The 22,199-nt window shown below is 72.8% G+C and carries 22 protein-coding genes; 12 read left to right on the top strand and 10 right to left on the bottom strand.

Annotated elements, in window-relative coordinates; genetic code table 11:
- Nucleotides 1–57: 57 nt before the first annotated feature.
- From G6R13_RS09725 to paaA, 7 genes are all read right to left on the bottom strand, one after another.
- Nucleotides 58–1,416, bottom strand: coding sequence for an MFS transporter (locus G6R13_RS09725; protein WP_163721551.1), 1,359 nt, complete (start codon nucleotides 1,414–1,416; stop codon nucleotides 58–60).
- Nucleotides 1,417–1,647: 231 nt separating this feature from the next.
- On the bottom strand, nucleotides 1,648–2,433 hold the full coding sequence (locus G6R13_RS09720) for an enoyl-CoA hydratase-related protein (protein WP_123244416.1): 786 nt from the start codon (nucleotides 2,431–2,433) through the stop codon (nucleotides 1,648–1,650).
- Between the two features lie 31 nt (nucleotides 2,434–2,464).
- Nucleotides 2,465–3,634, bottom strand: coding sequence for a 1,2-phenylacetyl-CoA epoxidase subunit PaaE (gene paaE, locus G6R13_RS09715; protein WP_061866839.1), 1,170 nt, complete (start codon nucleotides 3,632–3,634; stop codon nucleotides 2,465–2,467).
- Entirely contained in the window at nucleotides 3,634–4,143 is a 510-nt protein-coding gene (paaD, locus tag G6R13_RS09710) for a 1,2-phenylacetyl-CoA epoxidase subunit PaaD (protein WP_061866840.1), read from the bottom strand. Before paaD ends, paaE begins: the two co-directional genes overlap by 1 nt.
- Nucleotides 4,140–4,973, bottom strand: coding sequence for a 1,2-phenylacetyl-CoA epoxidase subunit PaaC (paaC, locus tag G6R13_RS09705; RefSeq protein ID WP_095347245.1), 834 nt, complete (start codon nucleotides 4,971–4,973; stop codon nucleotides 4,140–4,142). Before paaC ends, paaD begins: the two co-directional genes overlap by 4 nt.
- Nucleotides 4,970–5,272 carry a 1,2-phenylacetyl-CoA epoxidase subunit PaaB gene (paaB, locus tag G6R13_RS09700; protein WP_020624884.1) on the bottom strand — a complete coding sequence of 101 codons (303 nt, stop codon included), beginning with the start codon at nucleotides 5,270–5,272 and terminating at the stop codon, nucleotides 4,970–4,972. The genes paaC and paaB overlap by 4 nt, the downstream gene beginning before the upstream one ends.
- Before the next feature lie 3 nt (nucleotides 5,273–5,275).
- Nucleotides 5,276–6,283, bottom strand: coding sequence for a 1,2-phenylacetyl-CoA epoxidase subunit PaaA (gene paaA / locus G6R13_RS09695; RefSeq protein WP_144859535.1), 1,008 nt, complete (start codon nucleotides 6,281–6,283; stop codon nucleotides 5,276–5,278).
- A gap of 259 nt (nucleotides 6,284–6,542) precedes the next feature.
- Here paaA and G6R13_RS09690 point away from each other — a divergent pair, with 259 nt between their 5' ends.
- Together G6R13_RS09690 and G6R13_RS09685 are read left to right on the top strand one after the other, a co-directional pair.
- Nucleotides 6,543–6,980 (top strand): hypothetical protein, encoded by a 438-nt coding sequence (locus G6R13_RS09690; RefSeq protein ID WP_163721549.1) that lies wholly within the window; start codon nucleotides 6,543–6,545, stop codon nucleotides 6,978–6,980.
- A 29-nt stretch (nucleotides 6,981–7,009) separates the two neighbouring features.
- Nucleotides 7,010–8,509, top strand: coding sequence for a hypothetical protein (locus tag G6R13_RS09685; protein ID WP_240335734.1), 1,500 nt, complete (start codon nucleotides 7,010–7,012; stop codon nucleotides 8,507–8,509).
- 35 nt (nucleotides 8,510–8,544) lie between these two features.
- Here the strand turns inward: G6R13_RS09685 and G6R13_RS09680 are convergent, their stop codons facing one another.
- Nucleotides 8,545–10,458: an FAD-binding monooxygenase gene (locus tag G6R13_RS09680; protein ID WP_159833536.1), complete on the bottom strand. Its 1,914-nt coding sequence runs from the start codon at nucleotides 10,456–10,458 to the stop codon at nucleotides 8,545–8,547.
- 198 nt (nucleotides 10,459–10,656) lie between these two features.
- On the opposite strand from G6R13_RS09680, the gene G6R13_RS09675 reads away from it, so the two are divergent.
- The 9 genes from G6R13_RS09675 to G6R13_RS09640 all read left to right on the top strand — a co-directional run bounded on the left by G6R13_RS09675 (nucleotide 10,657) and on the right by G6R13_RS09640 (nucleotide 18,640).
- Nucleotides 10,657–11,385, top strand: a complete 729-nt coding sequence (locus G6R13_RS09675) for a helix-turn-helix domain-containing protein (RefSeq protein ID WP_049146523.1) — start codon at nucleotides 10,657–10,659, stop codon at nucleotides 11,383–11,385.
- A gap of 57 nt (nucleotides 11,386–11,442) precedes the next feature.
- Entirely contained in the window at nucleotides 11,443–12,573 is a 1,131-nt protein-coding gene (locus G6R13_RS09670) for a histidinol-phosphate transaminase (protein WP_201294451.1), read from the top strand.
- Between the two features lie 22 nt (nucleotides 12,574–12,595).
- Nucleotides 12,596–13,384 (top strand): IclR family transcriptional regulator C-terminal domain-containing protein, encoded by a 789-nt coding sequence (locus tag G6R13_RS09665; protein ID WP_119217762.1) that lies wholly within the window; start codon nucleotides 12,596–12,598, stop codon nucleotides 13,382–13,384.
- 123 nt (nucleotides 13,385–13,507) lie between these two features.
- Nucleotides 13,508–14,716, top strand: coding sequence for a 4-hydroxybenzoate 3-monooxygenase (locus tag G6R13_RS09660; RefSeq protein ID WP_036316631.1), 1,209 nt, complete (start codon nucleotides 13,508–13,510; stop codon nucleotides 14,714–14,716).
- 39 nt (nucleotides 14,717–14,755) lie between these two features.
- Complete coding sequence (pcaH, locus tag G6R13_RS09655; RefSeq protein ID WP_044658773.1) at nucleotides 14,756–15,571, top strand: protocatechuate 3,4-dioxygenase subunit beta; 816 nt, start codon at nucleotides 14,756–14,758, stop codon at nucleotides 15,569–15,571.
- Nucleotides 15,571–16,218, top strand: a complete 648-nt coding sequence (pcaG, locus tag G6R13_RS09650; protein ID WP_020625037.1) for a protocatechuate 3,4-dioxygenase subunit alpha — start codon at nucleotides 15,571–15,573, stop codon at nucleotides 16,216–16,218. The genes pcaH and pcaG overlap by 1 nt, the downstream gene beginning before the upstream one ends.
- A 104-nt stretch (nucleotides 16,219–16,322) precedes the next feature.
- A complete protein-coding gene (locus G6R13_RS12350) occupies nucleotides 16,323–16,592 on the top strand; it encodes a hypothetical protein (protein WP_237069073.1) in 270 nt (89 codons plus the stop codon).
- A 50-nt stretch (nucleotides 16,593–16,642) separates the two neighbouring features.
- Nucleotides 16,643–18,151 (top strand): lyase family protein, encoded by a 1,509-nt coding sequence (locus G6R13_RS09645; protein WP_240335733.1) that lies wholly within the window; start codon nucleotides 16,643–16,645, stop codon nucleotides 18,149–18,151.
- Between the two features lie 63 nt (nucleotides 18,152–18,214).
- Nucleotides 18,215–18,640 (top strand): carboxymuconolactone decarboxylase family protein, encoded by a 426-nt coding sequence (locus tag G6R13_RS09640; protein ID WP_044658774.1) that lies wholly within the window; start codon nucleotides 18,215–18,217, stop codon nucleotides 18,638–18,640.
- 68 nt (nucleotides 18,641–18,708) lie between these two features.
- Here G6R13_RS09640 and G6R13_RS09635 read toward each other — a convergent pair whose 3' ends face one another.
- Complete coding sequence (locus tag G6R13_RS09635; RefSeq protein WP_129867092.1) at nucleotides 18,709–19,335, bottom strand: DUF4352 domain-containing protein; 627 nt, start codon at nucleotides 19,333–19,335, stop codon at nucleotides 18,709–18,711.
- 86 nt (nucleotides 19,336–19,421) lie between these two features.
- Between G6R13_RS09635 and G6R13_RS09630 the strand changes: the two genes are divergently transcribed.
- Complete coding sequence (locus G6R13_RS09630) at nucleotides 19,422–21,137, top strand: NAD(P)/FAD-dependent oxidoreductase (RefSeq protein WP_196489433.1); 1,716 nt, start codon at nucleotides 19,422–19,424, stop codon at nucleotides 21,135–21,137.
- A gap of 159 nt (nucleotides 21,138–21,296) precedes the next feature.
- Here G6R13_RS09630 and G6R13_RS09625 read toward each other — a convergent pair whose 3' ends face one another.
- Nucleotides 21,297–22,169, bottom strand: a complete 873-nt coding sequence (locus tag G6R13_RS09625) for an IclR family transcriptional regulator C-terminal domain-containing protein (protein ID WP_020624471.1) — start codon at nucleotides 22,167–22,169, stop codon at nucleotides 21,297–21,299.
- Nucleotides 22,170–22,199: the final 30 nt, after the last annotated feature.

Genomic DNA, 22,199 nt, shown 5'->3' with positions numbered 1-22,199 from the left:
GGAGGACGCGCCGTCGTCGTGGGGTGGGGGCGGGCGCAGCCCATCAGGCGGCCCGGATCAGGCCGGCACCACCGGGTTCGAACGCGTGGCCACGACCTGCTCGTCGTGCAGCTCGCGGTCCTGGATGCCCTTGGGGACGAACAGGACGGCGATGAGCGAGATCGCGGAGATCACGATGATGTACCAGGCCACGTTCTCCCAGCCGGTCTTCACGAGCTGATCGGCGAGCAGCGGGGCGAAGGCGCCGCCGATGATGGTGCCGAGCGCGTAGCCGATGGAGACGCCGGAGAAGCGGACGCGGGCCGGGAACATCTCGGCGTACATCGCCGACTGCGGGCCGTAGGACGGACCCAGGCCGAGCGTCAGGACGAACAGGCCCAGCGAGAAGAGCGGCAGAGACGCGGTGTTGAGCAGCCCGAACAGCGGGAAGGCCCAGACGATCAGGAACCCGTAGCCGAGGACGAAGGTCAGCTTGCGGCCGATCTTGTCCGAGATCCAGCCGCCGAGCAGGGTGAAGATGAACCAGCCGACGCCGCCGATGAGGCTCGCGATGAGCACCTCGGAGGAGGTCATGCCCAGACCCTTCGGACCGCCGTACTTCGAGAACCACGCGATGAGCAGGTAGCCGACGCCGTTGTTCGCGGCGAAGATCACGGCGGCGAGGATGACCTCCTTGGTGTGGTTCCGGAAGAGCTCACCCAGCGGGGCGGACTCGTCCACCTTGAGCTGCTGCATCTCCTTGAAGACCGGGGACTCCTCGACGGCCTTGCGGATCAGGTAGCCGACGACGATGAGCGCCACGGAGATCAGGAACGGGATGCGCCAGCCCCAGGTGAGGAACTGCTCCTCGGACATGGTGGAACGCACGATGAACAGCACACCGGTGGCCAGGATCATGCCCAGCGGCACGCCGATCTGCGGGGCGGAGCCGAACAGGCCGCGCTTGCCGTGGGGGGCGTGCTCCACGGACAGTAGCGCCGCGCCGCCCCACTCGCCGCCGGCGGACAGGCCCTGCAGCAGGCGCAGCACGACGAGCAGGATCGGGGCCCACACACCGATCTGGGCGTAGGTGGGCAGCAGGCCGATGAGGGTGGTGGCCAGGCCCATGCCGATCAGCGTGAGGGAAAGGACGAACTTGCGGCCGAAGCGGTCGCCGAGGTGGCCGGCGACGATCGCGCCGAGCGGGCGGATGAGGAAGGAGATGCCGAGGGTGGCCCACGCGGCGATCTGGGAGCCGCTCTCGCCCATCGGCTGGAAGAAGAGGGCGGCGAAGACGAGTGCGGTGGCCTGGGCGAAGATGAAGAAGTCGTACCACTCGATGGTGGTGCCGACGACGGTGCCGGCGATGACCTTGCGCTCCTCGCGGCGATCGCGCGCGGGGGCGGTCGCCGCGGGGGATGCGACGGTGTGGCTCATGGGTGCTCCTGGGATGCGGTGCGGCGGCCGACCGTGAGACGGCGGCGGGACGGTGTGGCACCCGACCGATCGGTCGGGAAGTGACACCCGTCACCGCATACGATCCCATGTGACTTACGCCACGATCCAGGCTGATGACGGGAATGTGACGCGGCGTAGCCGGGACGACGACGGCGCCGCGCCCCTCGTGCGAAGGGTGCGGCGCCGTCGTCGGTGGCGGGGTGCGGCGGCTCAGCCGCGGCCGGTGAACTCCGGCTTCCGCTTCTCCTGGAAGGCATGGAAGCCCTCGGCGTAGTCGGCGGTGCCGCAGAGCTCGCCCTGGGCGATGTTCTCCGCGTCGAGGGACTCCCACAGGCCCACGCGCCGGTCGCGGACCTGGGCCACGAGCTCCTTCGACGCGCGGAACGCGAGGGTCGCGCCGGAGGCCACCTGGGCGACCTTCGCACGGGTGAACTCGAGCAGCTCGTCCGCGGGCAGGGCCCGGGAGAACAGCCCGGCCTGGACGGCCTCGACGCCCGAGAGGAGCTCGGCCGTGTAGATCAGGTCCAGGGTGCGGTGCGCGCCCAGGCGCTCGGTGAACAGCCAGTGGCCGCCGGAGTCCAGGGTGGCCCCGAGGTTCGCGAACGGCGAGCCGATCTTCGCGTCCTCGGCCACGTACACCACGTCCGTGGCGATCGCGAGGCCCAGGCCCACACCCAGGCAGGCGCCCTGCACCGCCGCGAAGGTGGGGACCGGGATCGCGGACATGGCCCGCAGCACCGGGGTGACCTTGTCCCGCAGGTAGGCGGTGGCGTCGTCCTCGGCCGGGACCACGGCGGAGATGTCGCGGCCCGCGCAGAAGCCGCGGCCCTCGCCGCGCAGCAGCACGGCCCGGACCTCGCCGGACTCGACGCCGGCGGCGGCCCGCTCGTAGGCGGCCTGGAGTTCGGCCAGCGCGGCCTCGTCCAGGGCGTTCATCCTCTGGGGGGCGTCCAGCACGATCTCGGCGACGCCGTTCTCGACGGTGATCTCGATCATCGGGGGCTCCTTCGGTCTCGTGGGCGGGCGCTCAGGCGTCGAAGTCCAGCGTGATCGAGTCGGAGGTCGGGCGGGTCTGGCACGTGAGCACGTAGCCCTTCTCCACCTCGTCCTTCTCGAGCGCATAGTTCTCGTCCATCTCGTACGCGCCGTCGACGACCTTGGCGCGGCAGGTGCCGCACACGCCGCCGGCGCACGCGAAGGGCACGTCCGAGCGGACGCGCAGCGCCGCGTTGAGGACGGTCTCGTGGGCGGACTTGGGGGACTCGACCTTGGCGGTGAGGCCGTCGAGGTTGAACTCGATGGTCACGTTGTCGCCCTTCGGGTCCACCTCGACGACACGTCCGGAGTGGCCCTGCGGGTTCTCCGGACGGCCGGTGGTGAACAGCTCGAAGCGCACGTCGTCCTCGGACACGCCGCGGGCGGCGAGCGTCTCACGCGTGAGCTGCACGAGCTCGAACGGGCCGCAGAGGAACCACTCGTCGGTGCCCTCCACGTCGATCACGCGGTCCAGGAGGGTGGTGAGCTTGTCCTCGTCGATGCGGCCGGAGAGCAGCGGGGACACGCGCTGCTCGCGGGAGAGCACGTGGTGCACCGTGAACCGGGCCGGGTACTTGTCCTTGAGGTCGCCGATCTCCTCGGCGAACATCACGTCCATGGCGGAGCGGTTCGCGTAGACCAGGTCGAAGCGCGAGGTCTCGGAGGCCGCGAGCACGGCCTTGGCGATCGCCATGATCGGGGTGATGCCCGAGCCGGCCGCGAACGCCACCAGGTGCGTGTCCTTCTTCTCCGCGACCTTCTCCGCCGCCACCTTCTGGGCGTCGTTGAGAGAGGTGACGTGCGTGCGGGACGTGAACGCGCCCTGCGGGTTCATCACGTCGATCTTCTCGCCGACCTCGAGGCTCTCGTTGGCCCACGTGGAGAACTTGCCGCCGATGTCCTTCTTCACGGCCACGCGGATCTCGCCGCGCTTCGGGACGGCGCAGATCGAGTAGGAGCGGCGCACCTCGGCGCCGTCGAGCTCCTTGCGCAGGGCCACGTACTGGCCCGGCACGTAGTCGTAGTCGTCGGCGAGCTCCTCGGGCACCGCGAAGGTGATCTCCACGGAGTCGTCGGTCAGGCGGCGCAGCTCGGACACCTCGAGGGTGTTGAACGTGGCGCGGCGCTTGCCGGTGGTGGGGACGTCGGTGGTCTCGGTCATCAGTGCACCTTGAAGTAGTCGAAGGGCTCGAGGCACTCCCGGCAGGTGTAGAGGGCCTTGCAGGAGGTGGAGCCGAAGCGGGTGATCTCGCGGGTGTTCAGGGAGTGGCAGCGCGGGCACTTCACGGCCATGCCGATCCTGACCGGGCCGTCCGTGGTGCGCGCGACGGGCGGGGCGATGCCGTACTCGTTGAGCTTGGCCTTGCCCTCGTCCGTCATCCAGTCCGTGGTCCACGCCGGCTGGAGCACCAGGCGCACCTCGGCGTCGGGGAACCCGGCGCGCTCGAGCGCGCGGCTGACGTCCGTGGTGATGGTGTCCATGGCGGGACAGCCGGAATAGGTGGGCGTGATGACGACGACGGCCCTCTCGCCATCGGCCCGTGCCTCCCGGAGGATCCCGAGGTCCGCGATGGACAGCACGGGGATCTCCGGGTCGTGCACGGTGGAGGCCGCATCCCAGACCCGCGCGTCGGCGGGATCGGCGGGGCGCAGCTCGCTGGCGGTGGTCACCAGGTCGCTCCCGGGTGACGGCGCGCCAGGGACTGCATCTCCGCGAGGATGTACCCGCGGTACTCGCTCATGGCACCGGAACGGTCGCCGCCGCGGGCGGTGCCCGTCGTCGGGACGGTCAGGCCGGCCTCCTCGATGGCCGCGCGGATGCGGGTCATCGTGGGCTCCTCGAGCGAGGACGGCAGCACGGCGACGCCCTGCTCGGCGAGGGCGCGGACGACGTCGTCGTCGTGGAAGAGCTCGGCCACGTAGGGCCACAGCTCGTCCAGGCCGCGCTGCATGCGGCGCTTCGACTCCTCGGTGCCCAGGCCCAGGCGCTGCAGCCACAGGGCGGCGTGGTCCTGGTGGTACAGGACCTCCTTGAGGGCCTTGTCCGCGATGGCGGCGAGCGTGGAGTCCGTGGACTCGCGCAGGCGGGTGTACAGCTCGTACGAGTAGAAGGAGTAGTACAGCTGGCGGGCGATCGTCTTGGCGAAGTCGCCGTTCTCGGCCTCCACGAGGCGGACGGAGCGGAACTCCTCCTCGTCGCGGAAGTACGCGAGCTCGTCCTCGGTCTTGCCCCACGCGGTGCCGGCGTAGGAGAGGAGGAAGCGGGCGTGGCCCACGAGGTCCAGGGCGATGTTGCCCAGGGCGATGTCCTCCTCGAGCTCCGGGGCGCGGGAGATCCACCAGGACAGGCGCTGGCCGAGCATCAGGGCGTCGTCGCCGAGGGCGAGGGCGTAGCGGGCGACGTCGTCGCTCGCCTTCTGCTCGCCCGCCGCGATCTCCTCGGCGGTGATGGCCACGCCCGCGGAGTGCCTCGTGGCGGAGTCGTTGGTCGCGAAGCTCACAGGTGCGGCACCCCCTCGGACTGCTGGTAGTAGGTGGCGTGACGGTAGGACTTGCCCTGCGCGGACTCGAAGAAGCCGCCCTTGGAGTCCGGGTCTGAGGCCGCGATGGCCTCGGCCGGGACGACCCACACGGAGGTGCCCTCGTTGCGGCGGGTGTACAGGTCACGCGCGTTGCGCAGCGCCAGGGTGGCGTCCGGGGCGTGCAGCGAGCCGGCGTGCACGTGGGAGAGGCCGCGGTTGGCGCGGACGAAGACCTCCCACAGGGGCCAGGCGTGGGAGGCGGCGGTGGTCTCGCTCATGGGTCAGGCTCCGATCAGGTGGGTCTCGGCCGGCGCGTTCTGCTCGGCCTGGCGGCGGGCGTAGGCGGCGGCGGCCTCGCGGACCCAGGCGCCCTCCTCGTGGGCCTGGATGCGGCGGGCCATGCGCTGGGTGTTCATGGGGCCGTTGCCCTTGATCACGGACATGAACTCGTCCCAGTCCAGCTCGCCGAAGTCGTAGTGGCCGCGCTCCTCGTTCCACTTCAGGTCCGGGTCCGGCAGGGTGAGGCCGAGGGCCTCGGCCTGCGGGACGATCATGTCCACGAAGCGCTGGCGAAGGTCGTCGTTGGAGAAGCGCTTGACCTTCCACGCCATGGACTGGCGGGAGTTGGGGGAGTCCTCGTCCGGCGGGCCGAACATCTGCAGGGCCGGGCCGTAGAAGCGGTCCACGGCGTCCTGGGCCATCTGCTTCTGCTCCGGGGTGCCGTGCGAGAGCTCGTAGAGGATCTCCCAGCCCTGGCGCTGGTGGAACGACTCCTCCTTGCAGATGCGCACCATCGCGCGGCCGTACGGGCCGTAGGAGGCGCGGCACAGCGGCACCTGGTTGCAGATCGCGGCGCCGTCGACGAGCCAGCCGATCGCGCCCATGTCCGCCCAGGTGCGGGCCGGGTAGTTGAAGATCGAGGAGTACTTCGCGCGGCCGGAGAGCAGCTGCGCGTTCAGCTCGTCCCGCGGGGTGCCGAGGGTCTCGGCGGCGGAGTACAGGTACAGGCCGTGGCCGGCCTCGTCCTGGACCTTGGCCATGAGGATCGCCTTGCGCTTCAGGGAGGGGGCTCGGGTGATCCAGTTGGCCTCCGGCTGCATGCCGATGATCTCGGAGTGCGCGTGCTGGGAGACCTGGCGGGTCAGGGACCTGCGGTACGCCTCGGGCATCCAGTCGCGGGGCTCGATGCGTGAGTCCTCCGCGATCAGGCGATCGAAGTTCTCCTGGCCGGCCGCATCCTCGGGGGACGGGACGGAGGCCAGGTGCTGGGGGGAGCTGGTCTGCGTCATGGGGATCACCTCACGCTGAGTGCGGGCTGGTTCCGTGGTCAGGGCGCACCGGGGCGCATCGAATTACTGACCGCTCGTTCAGAATAGGCCAGGGTGTGACCTCGGTCAACACGCCGAAGCCGGCGCGACCCGGGTGCGACGCGGCCGCCGGGACGGTGCGAGAGGGTTGGCTCCTGCACAGGCGTCCCGACGGCGTCCCCCATCCCCGGATCGCCCCTCGCCGCAGTCGCGGGGCCCGGGCCCTCCCTACGGTGGCCGCATGTCACCCCTCATCGGACCTCAGCAGATCGCCACGGCCCTGCGGGCCGTCGGACTCGACGACGACGCCGCCCGCCTGGCTGCGTGGGCCGACCCCGCCCGGCGCGAGCGGGAGGCCGCCGAGCAGGCCCTCGCCGACCTCGCCGTGGCCCAGACGCAGCTGCGCACGGCGCTGGGCGGGCTGGTCAGCGCCGCCACGGACGTGCGCTCGGCGCTGCACACGGCATGGCGCGGCGAGGCCGCCGGCGCCTATGGGGAGGCCGTGCGGCGGGCGGCGACCCTGGCGGCGGGGCTCGAACGGGAGGCCGGGGAGTGGCTCGCCCTGCGGGCCACCGCCGAGCGGGAGGCGGAGGACGCACGCCGAGACGCCGAGGCCCGGGAGTGGGCGGCCGAGGAGACGGCGCTGGCCGTCCTGCGCTCGTTGGCGGTGGCGGCGTGACCGGCGGGCGGGGTGCCGGCCCGGGGGCGGTGGCCTTCAGCACGCACGGCGGACCGGGCTCGATCTACGCGGAGGCCGAGGAGATGCGCGTCGTGGCCGGGCGGCACGAGCACGCCGCCGACGAGGCGGCCGGAGCCTCGTGGCAGGTCGACGCGGCCGCCTTCGGGCTGGGCCGGTCGGCCACGTGGCTCGCCTCCGCCGCCCTGCTGCAGGACCGACTGGCGGAGGCGGTCGGTCGGGTGCGGAACCTGTCGGAGCAGTGCGCCGAGCTGCACCGTGACCTGCTCTCCGCGGCGGCCCGCTACGAGGAGGCCGAGCGCGCGGCGGCCGGCATCATGGCCGCCGAGGACGCCTCCCTGGGGGAACTGCCGGCGCTGCTCTGGCGGGACGGCCATGACGGCCTCACCACCCGCGAGGCGGAGCGGCTCGTGCAGGACGTCGTCCAGGCGGTGCCCGAGGCCATCGTGGCCGCCATGCTCGCGGCCGCCGGGTTCCCCTTGCTCGCGGCCCTGGCACGGATCGACGTGAAGATGCTGACGAGGGCGCAGAAGCGCGTGCTGAAGCGGCCCGTCTCCTCCGCCGCGAAGAAGGGGACGGATGCCGCGTCGGACCTCACCGAGGCGCTGCGGGTCTCCCCGGACGAGGCATGGACCGTGACGGCGGACGCCCTGACCCTCGCCGGCGCGGCGCCCCGGGGCGCGGTGACCCCGCACGGGGCGCCGCAGGACCGGCCGACGGCGCCCGCCCTGCTGGACGGCTCGGCCACGGGGCTGGCCTCGCTCATCCCGCGCGCGGAGGGGGACGGAGACCTCACGGTCACGGAGGTGGTGCGAGAGAACGGGAGTCGGGCCTGGGTGGTGGGCCTGCCGGGCACCCGCGGCGGCCTGATCCCGGATCCCGAGTCGACCGACCCGTGGGACGCCGGCGGACTGTTGGACGCCCTCGGCTCCGAGTCCGAGGTCACGGCCCCGGCGGTGCGGGCGGCGCTCGAGGCGGCCGGCGTCCCGCACGGCGCACCGCTCGTCCTGGCCGGCTACTCCCAGGGCGGGGTGCACGCCGTCAACCTGGCCGGTCGTGAGGACTTCACGTCCGTGTATCCGGTGGCCGGCGTCATGACGATCGCGGCGCCGTCGGGCAACGCGGTGGAGACCGGGCGGACCGCGGTGCTGGAGTTCTCCTCGGACGGGGACCTGGCCGTCGCCGCGGACGGGGCGCCCACCCCCGTCTCGTCGCGCCGGGCCGAGGTGGTCTTCCACCCGGCCGGCCACGGATGGGATGCGCCCGGGGGTGGCTTCCGAACCGCCTCTCCGCTGGCGGTCGAGGACGACCTGGGCGTCGCCCACGACTTCGACGCCCAGGTGGACCTGATCCGGCAGTTCGAGGCCGCCGAGCCCGCGTCCCGGGCGGAGGTCGCCGGGCTCTCCGCCGCGTTGGCCGGGCTGACCGCCGGCACCGTGGCCTCGAGCCGGGCGGTGCGCCTGCGCCGCACGCCGCCCGAGCGGGGCCACCTGCCCCCGGGATCCCGGTGAGCGCGCCGGCGGCGGGGTGCCCGTCGCCCGCTCGCTCAGTTCGCGTCGAGCAGCACGCCGGCGAAGAACGCGTTCAGGCGGTCGACCTCGTCCAGGCCGAAGACGCCGGAGACGTACTGGTCCGGGCGGACCACGACGACGGCGCCGTCACGGCTGATGCCGCGGGCCTCGAAGATGTCCTCGCCGTGCGTGGGCCGGCACGTGGCGAAGATGTTGTTCAGGTCGTGCAGGCCGAGGGAGCCGGTGGTCGGCCGGAAGATCGACGGCACGTCCGGGTGGGCGAACTCGGTCTGCTTCTGCTGGTACACGACCTTGATGTCGAAGCGGGCGTCCTCCGGCCCGTCCGACGGGGTGTGGCGGTTGCGGAAGGACCGCGGGTCCTCCTCGATCGCCTTCGCCCACGCCGCGACCTTCGAATCCTCGGCGCGCGGGGAGGCGGCGTCGGCGAACACGTAGACGCGCCAACGGCCGTCCGCGCGGTGCAGGTGGCCCAGGTGCTTGACGTTGGTGTCGCACGAGCGCTCCACCAGCGCCGACTTGAAGCGCTTGCCGATGGGGTAGCCCTGCGCCAGCGCCTGACCGGTGGCGTCCGTGGTGAGGAGGGAGGGCCGGTACTGCGTCATGAAGCCGGCCGGGAACTCGGCGGTCTTCGTGTAGAACTCGGCCACCTCGTTCGGGTCGCCCAGCTCGGAGGTGGGCTTGGCCATGAGCGTCGACCACTCCTTGTCGAAGTCGATCAGGTTCTTGGCGATCTCCTTGCGCTCCTCCGAGTAGGTCGGCACGAGCTCGGCCGGGGCCATCCCGGAGAGCACCTGGCCCAGCTTCCAGCCGAGGTTCCAGCCGTCCTGCATGGACACGTTCATGCCCTGGCCGGCCTTCGCGGAGTGGGTGTGGCAGGCGTCGCCGAGCAGGAACACGTTGGGGTGGGCCACGCGCTCGCGGTTGTCGAAGCCCGAGGTGAGGCGGTGGCCCACCTCGTACACCGAATGCCAGGCGACCTCCTTCACGTCCAGCGTGTAGGGGCGCAGGATCTGCTGGGCCCGGCGGATGATCTCCTCGAGCGGGGTCTGGCGCACCTGGTGGTTGTCGTCCGCCGGGACCTCGCCGAGGTCCACGTACATGCGGAACAGGTGGCCGCCCTCGCGGGGGATCAGGAGGATCGAGCCGCTGGACGAGTGGATCGCGCACTTGGTGCGGATGTCCGGGAAGTCCGTGTCGGCCAGCGCGTCCATGACGCCCCACGCGTGGTTCGCGGCGTCGCCGGTCAGGGTGTGGCCGATCGCCTTGCGGACGCGGGAGCCCGCGCCGTCCGCGCCCACCACGTACTTGGCGCGCACCTGGCGGGTTGGTCCCGAGGCGGGGTCCTCGAGGGCGTTGCCCTGGGCGTCCACGGTGCGGCGCAGGGTCACGAGCACGGGGTGCTCGCCGTCGTTCGTGTCCTCGAGGGTCTCGAACGCCCAGCCGTAGTCCGGCCGCGCGCGGGTGGGGGAGTTCTTCATGTACTCGGCGAACCAGTCCAGGATGCGGGCCTGGTTCACGATCAGGTGCGGGAACTCGGAGACGCCCTCCGGGTCGTCCTCGGCCAGCGAGGTGCGCACGATCGTGTCCGCGTCATCCTCGGCCGGGTTCCAGAACGCCATGGAGGTCAGGTCGAAGGCCTCGTCGATGATCTCGCTCGCGAAGCCGAAGGCCTGGAAGGTCTCCACGGAGCGTGCCTGGATGCCGTCCGCCTGGCCGATCTCGAGGCGGTGGGGGCGGCGCTCGATGATGCGGGTGTGGACGTCCGGGAACATCGCGAGCTGGGCGGCGGCGATCATGCCGGCCGGGCCCGAGCCGACGATCAGCACGTCCATCTCGTCCGGCAGCTCGGCGGGGCGGTCCAGGCCGATGCCGGCCGCCACCTGGACGCGCGGGTTCGTGGAGACGTAGCCGTGGTGGTGGAAGAGCATGAGGGTCCTTTCGCTGCGGGGGATGTCGCTGCGCGGCGCGCGTGCCACCCGACGGCGTGTTCTCTCAGAGAACACGGTGTTCCCCCTGGGAACACATGTGTGCCAGACTGTACGCGGACGTGACCGGGTTCACAACCGGCGCGCGGGTCGAACACGCCCCGGGCGCGTCACGTCCGGCACGCGAGGCGAGGAGCACGGATGGCGGAGCACGACGGCGGCCCGGTCCGGGAGGGCGCGCCCTCCCAGACGCTCTCCCGCGCGCTCACCCTGCTCGAGACCGTCGTGGAGGCGCCCGAGCCGCCCACCATCGCCGACCTCGCCGACGGCCTGGGCGTCCATCGCTCGGTCGCCTACCGTGTGCTGCGCACCTTCGAGACCCACGGCCTGCTGCGCCGCGACGGCCTCGGCCGCGTCCACGCCGCCCCCGGCCTGGCCGTCCTCGCCCGCCGGGTGGAGCAGGATCTACGCGCGGCGGCCATGCCGCACCTGACCGCCGTCTCCACGGACCTGGGCATGACCGCGTTCCTGGTGGTGTGGGACGGCGCGCACTGCCTCACCCTGGCCACGGCCGAGCCGCCGAGCGGCAACCTCGTCACGCAGCGGCCGGGGACCCGGCACCCCCTCGGGATCGGGGCGCCGGGGATGGCGATCGCCGTCGCCCTGACCGGACAGGAGTGGGCGCGGCTGCCCGGCGAGGCCCCGCCCGAGCGGCCCGAGCTCGACGACGTGCGGGAGCGCGGCTGGGCCGTCAGCTCCGACGAGGTCATCACCGGCGTCTCCTCGGTGGCCGTGCCGCTGCGGGTCCCGGGCCAGCTGCCCGCCGCCCTCGCCGTGGTCTACGCGACGCGGCCGGAGGACCCCGCGCGCCTCGGAGACCGGCTCGGTGAGGCGGCCCGGGCCGTCGCCGTCGCCTTCGGCGCAGCCTGAACCCCGGGGCCCGTGGGGCGGATCACAGCGTCCGCGGCCCGCATTACCCTGGTGGCCATGACTGATGACGCACCGCAGACGCCCGCCGTGGTCGCCCCCCACAAGAAGGTCGGCATGCTGCCGCCGTACGCCGCCGGCAAGCCGCCGGTCGCCGTCCCGGGCCTGCACCCCTACAAGCTCTCCTCGAACGAGAACCCCTACGCGCCCGTGTCCGGCGTGATCGACCGGGTGCGTCAGGTCGTGACCGGCCCGGAGGGCGCGCCCAGCACCCTCTGCCGCTACCCGGACACCCTCTCCACCGGCCTGCGCCAGGCCCTGGCCGCGCACCTGGACGTCCCGGCGGACGACGTCGTGACCGGCGCCGGCTCCCTCGGCGCCCTGGCCCAGGTCATCACCGCCTTCGCCGGCCACGGCGAGGCCGGGGAGGGCGACGAGGTGATCTTCGCGTGGCGCTCCTTCGAGGCCTACCCGATCGTGGTGCGCACCGCCGGCGCCGTGGACGTGCAGGTGCCGCTCACCGCGGACCACCGCCACGACCTGCCGGCCATGCTGGAGGCGATCACAGAGCGGACCCGCGTGATCCTGCTCTGCACCCCCAACAACCCGACCGGCCCCGTGCTCACGACCGCCGAGGTCGAGGACTTCCTGGCGCGCGTGCCCGCGCACATCCTCGTGGTCATCGACGAGGCCTACGTGGAGTTCGTCCGCGACGAGGACGCGGTCAAGGGCCTGGAGATGTACCGCAAGCACGCGAACGTCGTCGTGCTGCGCACCTTCTCGAAGGCGCACGGCCTGGCCAACCTGCGCGTGGGCTACTCGGTCTCGCAGCCGGAGATCACGAAGGCCCTGCGCACCGTGGCCACCCCGTTCGCGGTGTCCACGGTGGCCGAGGAGGCCGCGATCGCCTCGCTCGAGCACCTGGACGAGGTCCTCGAGCGCGTGCAGGTCGTCGTCGACGAGCGCGAGCGCGTCGCCGCCGCTCTGGCCGGGGCCGGCTGGGACCTGCCCTCTTCGCAGGCCAACTTCGTGTGGCTGCCGCTCGGTGAGCGCACGCAGGCGTTCGCCGAGGCCGCCCAGGCCCAGGCCCTGTCCGTGCGAGCGTTCGCGGGCGAGGGCGTGCGCGTGAGCATCGGCGAGCAGGAGGCCAACGACCGCTTCCTCGAGGTCGCGCGCGACTTCCTGACGTGAGCGGGTCGGCGCGAGCGGCACGTTGGACCGGCTGATCCGGGTCCGCTTCGCGTTCGACGCGGAGCGTCCGGTGTTGACCGTGGCGGCCCTGGCCCGGCGCACCGAGCTGCCCCTGGCCACCGCCTATCGGTGGGTGGACCGGCTGGTGCGCGCCGAGCTGCTGCAGAAGGACGAGGACGGCGTGGTCCGGCCCGGCCTGCGGCTGTGGGAGATGGCCTCCCGGAGCGCGCCGAGCATGTCCCTGGCCCGGACGGCCATGCCGTTCCTCGTGGACGTGCAGTCGGTCCTGCGGCAGCACACGCAGCTCGCGGTCCTCGACGACGACGGCGTCCTCGTGCTCGCCCGGCTCTCCTCCCAGGGGGCCGTGGTGAACCAGGCGGACGTCGCGGGTCGGCTGCCGCCGTTCACCACCGCCCTGGGACTCGTGCTGCTCACCCACGCCCCGGTCGAGACGGCGGAGCGGTTCATCGCCCGGCACCGGGACCGGCTCGGCGCCGTCGTGGATCACCATCCCCTCGAGTCGGGGCGTGCGGTGCCCGCGGGCGTGCGGGCGCGGGTGGCCACGCCCAGCGAGCCGCGGCTGCGAGCGCTTCTGGCGGATGTGCGGCGGGAGGGGTACGCGGCCGTGGACGGCGCGTTGGACGAGGAGTCCCGGGGGGTCGCCGTGCCGGTCCGCGGGGCCGACGGCGTGGCGGCGGCCGCGCTCGGGGTCGTCGTCCCCCGCGAGGCGCCGTACACCCCGGGGGTGCCGCCCCTGCTGATGACGGCCGCCCGGGGGATCGCCCGCGGACTCGGCGGCCATTCTCACTGAGTGAGAACGGCCGGGCGCGGGCCGTGTCCTGCGCCACAGGATGGTCGGGACCTCCGCCGCCGGCCCCGGCCGCGCGGCCCGACCCGCCCGGCCCGACCGGTGACGTCCCCCGGAAAGGACGCCATGACCCAGCCCCCCGTGACCCGCACCCGCGTCGGCATCGTCGGCGGCGGGCCCGCCGGCCTGATGCTCTCCCACCTGCTCGCGCGGCAGGGGATCGACAACGTCGTCCTCGAGTCCCGTGACCCCGAGACCATCGCGCACACCCACCGCGCGGGCATCCTCGAGCAGCCCAGCGTGGAGATGCTGACGGACATGGGCGTCGACGGCCGGGTGAGGACGGTGGGCGACGAGCACCGCGGCATCATCCTGCGCTTCGACGGCGAGTCGCATGCCCTGGACTTCCCGGAGCTCGTGGGTGCCACGGTCACCCTGTACGCGCAGAACGAGGTCTTCGTCGACCTCGCCGCGGCGCGGCGGCGCGACGGCGGCGACGTCCGCTTCGAGACCGAGGTGCTCGAGGTGCTCGACGTCGACTCGGACACCCCCGGCGTCCGGTTCCGCTCCGTGGCCGCTGGCGAGGAGGGGCCGGTCGAGGAACTGCGCTGCGACATCCTCGTGGGCGCGGACGGCTCGCGTTCCACCGTCCGCAAGGCCCTCCAGCGCGACACCGAGGGCGAGGACCACTTCCACGCGTACCCCTTCGCCTGGTTCGGCATCCTCGCCGAGGCGCCCAAGTCCTCGCCTGAGCTGATCTACGCCCGCTCCGAGCATGGCTTCGGCCTGATCTCGCAGCGCTCGGAGACCGTGCAGCGCATGTACTTCCAGTGCGACCCCTCGACCCGCGTGGAGGACTGGTCCGACGACCGGATCTGGGACCGGCTGCAGCGCATCGTGGCCGGCCCGGACGGCTTCACCCTCAAGACCGGCCCCATCATCGACAAGACGGTGCTCGGCTTCCGCTCCTATGTGCGCACACCGCTGAGTCACCGCAACGTCTTCCTCGCCGGCGACGCCGGACACACCGTCCCGCCCACCGGGGCGAAGGGCCTGAACCTCGCCTTCGCGGACGTGCGCGTCCTGGCCGAGGCGCTCGAGTCGTGGGCCGCCACGGGCTCGCGCGACCTGCTCGACGCCTACTCGGAGACGGCGCTGACCCGCGTGTGGAAGGACCAGAACTTCTCCTACTGGATGACCACCATGCTCCACGCCCGCCCGGACGCCTCGGAGTTCGAGGACATGCGCGTGCGCGGTGAGCTCCGCAACGTGGTCCAGTCCCGTTACGGACGGCAGTTCCTCGCCGAGCAGTACACCGGCTGGCCCTCCGCCTGAGCCCGACCGATCCCCGACCCCGCAGAGAAAGGAGCCGACGTGAGCATCGCCGCCCAGGCCAAGGACGACGACACGTTCGACAGCGCCCACGTGCTCGATCCAGCCGCCACCCGCGACTCGCAGGGGCAGATCAGTGAAGAGATCGCGGCCGTCCATGCCCAGGCCCAGGGCGAGACCCAGCCGCGGCTCGACTTCCCGCCCTATCGCTCGTCGGTGTTCCGCCACCCCACCAAGTCGCTCGTGCACGCCGACCCCGAGACCGTGGAGCTGTGGTCCCCGGCCTTCGGCCACCGCGACGTGCACCCGCTCGAGGCGGACCTGACCGTCGGCCAGAACGGCGAGCCGATCGGCGAGCGCATCAAGGTGCGCGGCCGCGTGCTCGACGACGACGGCCGCCCCGTGCGCCACCAGCTGGTGGAGATCTGGCAGGCCAACGCGGCCGGCCGCTACGTGCACAAGCGGGACCAGCACCCCGCGCCGCTGGACCCGAACTTCACGGGCATCGGCCGCACACTGACCGGCGCGGACGGGACCTACGAGTTCACCACCATCAAGCCGGCCCCGTACCCGTGGAAGAACCACCGCAACGCGTGGCGCCCGGCGCACATCCACTTCTCCCTGTTCGGCACGGACTTCACGCAGCGCATGATCACCCAGATGTACTTCCCGGGCGATCCGCTGTTCCCGCTGGACCCGATCTACCAGGGCATCACGGACCAGGCCGCCCGCGACCGGCTCGTGGCCACCTACGACCACTCGGTGACCAGCCACGAGTGGAACACCGGCTACTGGTGGGACATCGTGCTCACGGGCAGCCACCGCACCTGGATGGAAGACGAGGAGGGCGATCACTGATGCGGATCGACGAGACCACCGAGCGCACCGCCGACGGGAGGCTGGTCCCCACCCCGGGCCAGACCATCGGCCCGTTCTTCGGCTACGCGAACGGCTACGAGCAGGTCCACCTGCCGTGGCGCGACGGCCACCAGCTGGTCCCCGCGGGCCGCGCGGACGCGATGCGCCTGTTCGGCACCGTCTACGACGGCAACGGCGATCCGATCCCGGACGCCATGATCGAGATCTGGCAGGCCGACGCCGAGGGCGTCATCTCGCAGGAGGACGGCTCCCTCGTCCAGGACGGCTTCACCTTCACCGGCTGGGGCCGCTGCGCCGTGGACAACGCGGGCCGCTACACCTTCTCCACCGTGGAGCCCGGCGTGGTGAACGAGGACCGCGCCCGGTTCATCCACGTCGTCGTGTTCGCCCGCGGCCTGCTGAACAAGCTGCACACCCGCGTGTACCTGCCCGAGGACGCCGAGGCGATCGTGCAGGACGCGTTCCTGACCTCCCTCGACGAGGACCGCCGTCGCACCCTGATCGGCACCCGGAACGACGACGGCTCGCTCGAGTTCGACATCTGGATCCAGGGCCCCGGGGAGCACGCACCGAAGGAGACCGTGTTCCTGCAGTTCCCCGGCATCGAGTACCCCGAGCTCGACTGACGCCGGCCTCGGCCGCAGGCCCGGCCCCTCCCACACGCGGGACGGGTCGGGCCTGACGCCGCCTCCGGAGCCCGATCCCACCCCTCCGACCCCAGGAGCCCGCCATGACCTCAGCCGCCGCCGACCTCGCCGCCGTCGCCGACGTCGGCCTCCTGGATCCGGCCTGGGCCGGCAGTCGGGCGGAGGCCGCCACCGCGGACCGCACCTTCCTGGGGCACCTGCTCGACGTCGAGGCGGCATGGGTGCGCGTGCTCGCCCGGCACGGGCTCGCCACGGAGGCGGAGGCGGCGGCCGCCGCGGCGGCGGGCGACCCGGACGCCTACGACCTCGCCGCGCTCGCCCGCGCGGCCCAGGGCGGCGGCACCCCCCCCTGATCCCGGCGCTGAAGGCGCTGCGCGCGCAGCTGCCGGCCGGCTCCCGCGCCGTGCACCTGGGCGCCACGAGCCAGGACGTCGTGGACTCCGCGCTGATGGTCATGGTGGGCCGGGTGGGCGCGATCCTGGCCGAGGACCTCGCCGCCGCGCAGGACGCGCTTGCGGAGCTGGCCCGCGCCCACCGCTCGACGCCGATGGTCGCCCGATCCCTCGCCCAGCACTCCCTGCCCTCCACCTTCGGGCTGCGCGCCGCGAACTGGCTCGACGGCCTCGGCCAGGCCGCGGATCGGCTCGCCGCCGCCGTCGCGGACCTGCCCGTCCAGTGGGGCGGCGCCGCCGGCACCCTGGCCTCCCTGTCCGGGCACGTCGACCGCGCGCACCGCGCGGGGACCCTCGGCCCCGAGGTCACCGCGTTCACCCTGGTCGAGGACCTCGCCGCCGAGCTGGGCCTCGCCGCCCCCGCCGGGCCCTGGGACACGAACCGCATGGCCGTCACGGGCGTGGCCGCGGCCCTGGCCGACGTCGTGGCCGCGTGCGGGAAGATCGCCAACGACGTGCTGACATCGGCGCGGATCGAGAACGGCGAGCTCGGTGAGCCGCTTGCGGCCGGCCGCGGCGGCTCCTCCGCGATGCCGCACAAGCAGAACCCCGTGCTCTCCGTGCTGATCCGCTCCGCCGCGCTGTCCGCCCCCGGGCTCGCGGCGCGGGTGTACACGGCGGCCGGCGCCGCGGACGACGAGCGCCCGGACGGGGCCTGGCACGCCGAGTGGCCCGCGCTGCGCCGCCTGCTGCGGGTGGCCGGCGGGACCGCGGCCCTGACCCGCGAGCTCGTCTCCGGCCTGCGCGTCCACGAGGACCGCATGCGGCGCAACCTGGAGCTCACCGGCCCGCTGCTCGTCTCCGAGCGGATCATGGCCGAGCTGGCTCCGGAGCTGGACGAGGCCTCCGGCGAGCCGTTCTCGATGGCGGAGCTGGCGGACGCCGTCGTCGCCGCCGTGCAGGCGCTGCAGGAGGACGGCACCGTTCCCGCGGACCTGCCCGTGCACTTCGCGGGCGTCTCCCTCAACGGGTGCGTGGCGCTGCAGCTGGCCCTGGACCACGCGGACACCGTCTCCGGTGTGGCCGTGATCTGCTCCGCCGCGAAGATCGGCGAGGCGGGGTCCTGGCGCGAGCGCGCCGAGCTCGTGGAGCGTGCCGGCACCCCGACCCTCGTCGAGGGCTCGGCGCAGCGCTGGTTCGCCGACGGGTTCATCGCGGCCCACCCGGAGCGGACGACGGGCCTGCTGCACACCCTGCAGGAGGCGGACCGCCATTCCTACGCGCGCCTGTGCGAGGCGCTGGCCGACTTCGACGTGCGCGGGCGCCTCGGGGAGATCGCCGTCCCCGTCCTCACGATCCACGGCGTGGCGGACCAGGTCACCCCGCCCTCGGCGGGCGAGGAGATCGCCGCCGCGGTGCCGGGCACCGTGACCCACGTGTTCGACGAGACCGCCCATCAGGCCCCCCTCGAGCAGCCCGAGCGCACCGCCGCGGCCCTGGCCGCCTTCCCGGCGCGCTGAGCCGCCCGCCCCCTCCCGCCCTGCCCCGCACGACGACGCCCCCACCACGAGGAGAGACTGCGCATGAGCGCCGAGCAGCCCATCGGGCACGACATGGACCGCACCTCCCAGGAGGTGCTCGACGCGGGCAGGGCCGTGCGCCGCGAGGTCCTGGGCGACGCCCACGTGGACCGCGCCGAGGCGAGGAAGGACGCCACCACCGAGGACTTCCAGAACCTGATCACCCGCTACGCATGGGGGACGATCTGGACGCGGCCCGGTCTGGACCGGCGGATGCGCTCAGCCGTGACCATCTCCGCCATGGTGGCCGGCGGCTACTGGGACGAGTGCGCCATGCACCCGCGCGCCGCCCTGCGCAACGGCCTGACCCGGGAGGAGATCCAGGAGATCCTCCTGCAGACCGCGGTCTACGCCTCCGTGCCGGCGGCGAACATCGCGTTCAAGCTCGCCCAGGAGGACGCCGACCTCGCCGAGGGCAGGCCGCTCTGAGCGCAACGTTCACAGCGCGCACGAGGCCCCATGCCCGGGAAGGACATGGGGCCTCGTCTGCGCGCTGATCAGTCGAGCTCGACGACCACCGGCTGATCGAGGGAGAGGCCGCCCCCGGAGACCTTGACCTGGGTGATCTCGGTCCCTGCCGGAACGTCGAACCACAGGTAGCCGCTGGCCACGTTGCCCGGGTTGGTCGGCTCGATGTTCATGCCGTTCTCGGTGCCGTAGATCGATGCGTCCGTGCTGTAGCTGTACTCGGCCCCGTCTGCGCTGACGAGCTTCACGCTGTCGGCGAAGAACGTCCGCTCCTCCTTGGCGTTGTTCTTCGCGCTGATCTGCACGGGCACGAACTCGCCCTGGGCCTCCGTGGAGAAGCCGGACGGGCCGACGCTCGCGACGGGCGTATCGACCGACTCAACGGTCGTGGCCCAGTCGCCCACGGTGAACTCCTGGCCGAGGCCGACCTTGGCTGCCTCGTCGCTGGAGCTGGTCTCGCCCTGGGAGGCGGCCTCTCCGCCCCCCTCCGAGGTGCTGTTCGAACCGCCGCCCATCATGGAGGCGAGGACGGCGATCACGATCAGGGCGAGCAGGCCGATCAGGGCGTACTTGAGACACCCCCCTTTCTTCTTCGCGGGGGGCTGCACGACATTGCCGTTGGCGTCGTAATACACAGGATTGCTCTTGCGGGCCACGATGCTCCTTCGGGAGGGCGCAGTGATGTCACATGCCGTTGTGGCCAACGGCTGCCATGCACGGCGCGTGAATTGAGTAATGAATGATGGGAGTATCGCATGCCGTAGAGGAAGCTGGGAGTACTCCCCGGAGCATCGCGTTCCAGCTGGCCCAGGAGGTCTTCGCCCGGCACGATGCCGACCTTGCCGACGCCGGGTCCGGCGTCGTGCTGGGCATGTGGGACCCGGCCGGCCTCCTCTACGGCCTCGGACTCATGGCCGTGGCGGCCGTGACCCTTGTCCGCCGCGCCCCGTTCGGCGGGTCGATCATGGTGCGGGTGGCCCGCTGCACTTGTGACCCTTCTGGCGGCCGTTCCACCCCGGAGAAGGGTCAGAACCGCAGTCGATTCGCGGGGGCCGGTGCTACGGTCGGGCCGAGCCGCCCCACCCCCACTCTCGGAAGGACACCCATGCGTGAGCGCGTCGCCCTGATCGGAGCCGGCCCGTCCGGCATGGCCCTGCTGAGGAGCCTCGCCCTGGCCGAGGACGCGGGGGCGGCGGTCCCGGAGGTCGTGGCGTTCGAGCGCCAGGACGACTGGGGCGGCCAGTGGAACCTGGACTGGCGCACCGGCGCGGACCGCCACGGCGAGCCCGTGCACTCCGCCATGTACCGGGACCTGTGGATCAACGGGCCCAAGGAGTGCATGGAGTACCCGGACTACCCGTTCGATGCGCATTTCGGCCGCGCCGTGTCCTCGTACCTCCCGCGGGAGGCCATGCGGGACTACATCGTGGGCCGGGTGGCCGAGGTGGCCGGGCGCATCCGCCCGCAGATCCGGTTCGCCACGGCCGTCCGCTGGGTGCAGCCGCTCGACGACGGCGGGTTCGGGGTGACCTCGGAGGACCTGGTCACGCGCGAGGCCGTCACCGAGCGGTTCGACCGCGTCGTGGTGGCCACCGGGCACTTCCACACCCCGCACCTGCCGTCCTGGCCCGGCGTGGAGACCTTCCCCGGGCAGGTCCAGCACGCCCACGACTACCGAAGCCCGGAGCCGTACACGGGCCGTCGCGTGCTCGTGGTGGGCTCCTCCTACTCCGGGCAGGACCTGGCCCTGCAGCTGCACCGCGCCGGCGCCGCCCACGTGACCACCGCCTACCGTGCCCGCCCGCAGGACATCGCGTGGCCGGCCGGCATGGACGAGGCCCCCGAGGTGCAGGGGTTCGACGGTGCGGAGGTCACCTTCGCGGACGGCTCCACCGCCGAGTACGACGCCGTGCTGCTGTGCACCGGCTACCGCCACCACTACCCCTTCCTGCCGGGCGAGCTGGCGCTGGCCGGCCCGAACCTGCTGGCCCCGTTCGGGCTGTGGAAGGGCGTGGTCTGGCACGCCGACCCGCGCGTGCTCTACCTGGGTGCCACCCAGCAGCTGTTCACCCTGACGCTCCTGGACGCGCAGGCCTTCTTCGCCCGCGACGTGCTGCTCGGCCGCGTCCCGGTGCCCGGCGATGAGGAGCGTCGGGCCGACATGGACGCCTGGTTCGAGCGGATGACGCGGATCGACGGGCCGCCGGCCGCGCTGGCCTACCAGGGCGCGTACATCCAGGACCTGTCCTCCCACACGGACTGCCCGGAGGTGGACGTCGAGGCGGTGGCCCGCACCTTCCTCGAGATGCGCGACGCCCGGATCGAGGACGTCCGGACGTTCCGCGACCGGCGGCACCGCTCGACCGTGACCGGCACGCTGGCCGCGGCGCACCCGGTGCCGTGGATGGACCGCCCGGACGACTCCCTCGAGGAGTACCTCCGCCGCTTCCCGGCCTGACCCCCCACCCTGCCCTTCCCGTTCCGAATCCACTGCACTTCCGACCCTTCTGGCGGCCGTTCCGGGCCTCAGACGGGTCAGAACCGCAGTCGATTCGCGGGGGCGGGTGCTGGTGCTGGTGCGGATGCGGGTGCGGGGAGTGCTGAAGGGGGTGGGCGCTCAGCGCTGGAGCGCGGCCAGGGCGGCCTCGGCGTCGTCCGCGGCGGCGCGCAGCACCGGCAGGGCCTGCACGACGGCGGCCGCCACCTCCGGCGTGCGCGGCGCCGGCACGCGGGCCCCGGTCCGCAGGGCCGCCCGGCGCGCGCCCGGGTCGCGATGGTCCGGCCCGAGGGACAGCGCCGTGTTGATCGCCACGGCCACTCGCCCCTCGGCGTCGCGCACGGGCACGGCGACGCTGCTCAGATGGGCGTCCAGCTCCGCGGTCACCACGGCGTGGCCCTGCTCCCGCACGCGCGCCAGCTCGGCCATCAGCGCGTCCACGTCCGTGAGGGTGTGCTCCGTGGCGGGGGTGCGCGGGGCGCCTGCGAGCAGGGCACAGGCCTCGTCCTCGGGCAGGTCGGCCAGCAGCACGCGGCCCATGGACGTGGTGAACGCGGGCAGGCGCGTGCCGACGTCGAGGTTCACCCGCAGGATCCGCTCGGTGTGCACACGCGCGATGTACATCAGGTGCGCCCCGTGGAGCACGCCCGCGGAGCAGGACTGGTGCAGGCGCTGCGAGGCCTGGGTGAGGATCGGCCGGAGGATCTCGGAGACGGACCGGCCGGACCAGTAGCCGTGGCCGAGCTCCAGCACGCGCGGGGTCAGCGCGAACCGCCGCCCGTCCTGCACGGCGTAGCCGAGCTCCGTGAGCGTCAGCAGCATGCGCCGCGCCGTGGCCCGGGTGACCCCCGCGGCGGTCGCGGCCTCGCTCACCGAGAGCGTGGGGGTGTCCGGGGTGAACGCGCGCAGCACCGCCAGACCGGACGCCAGGGCGCGCACCACGTCCCCGCCCGACGCGGGACGTGCGCCGGGGGCGTCGACGTCGTCGGTCATGTCCGCCAGCGTAGTCCGCTATGCGCACAG

Source organism: Micrococcus sp. Alg238-R198, assembly GCF_900537135.1.
Taxonomy (GTDB): domain Bacteria; phylum Actinomycetota; class Actinomycetes; order Actinomycetales; family Micrococcaceae; genus Micrococcus; species Micrococcus luteus.
This window is presented reverse-complemented; position numbering and strand designations above follow the sequence as displayed.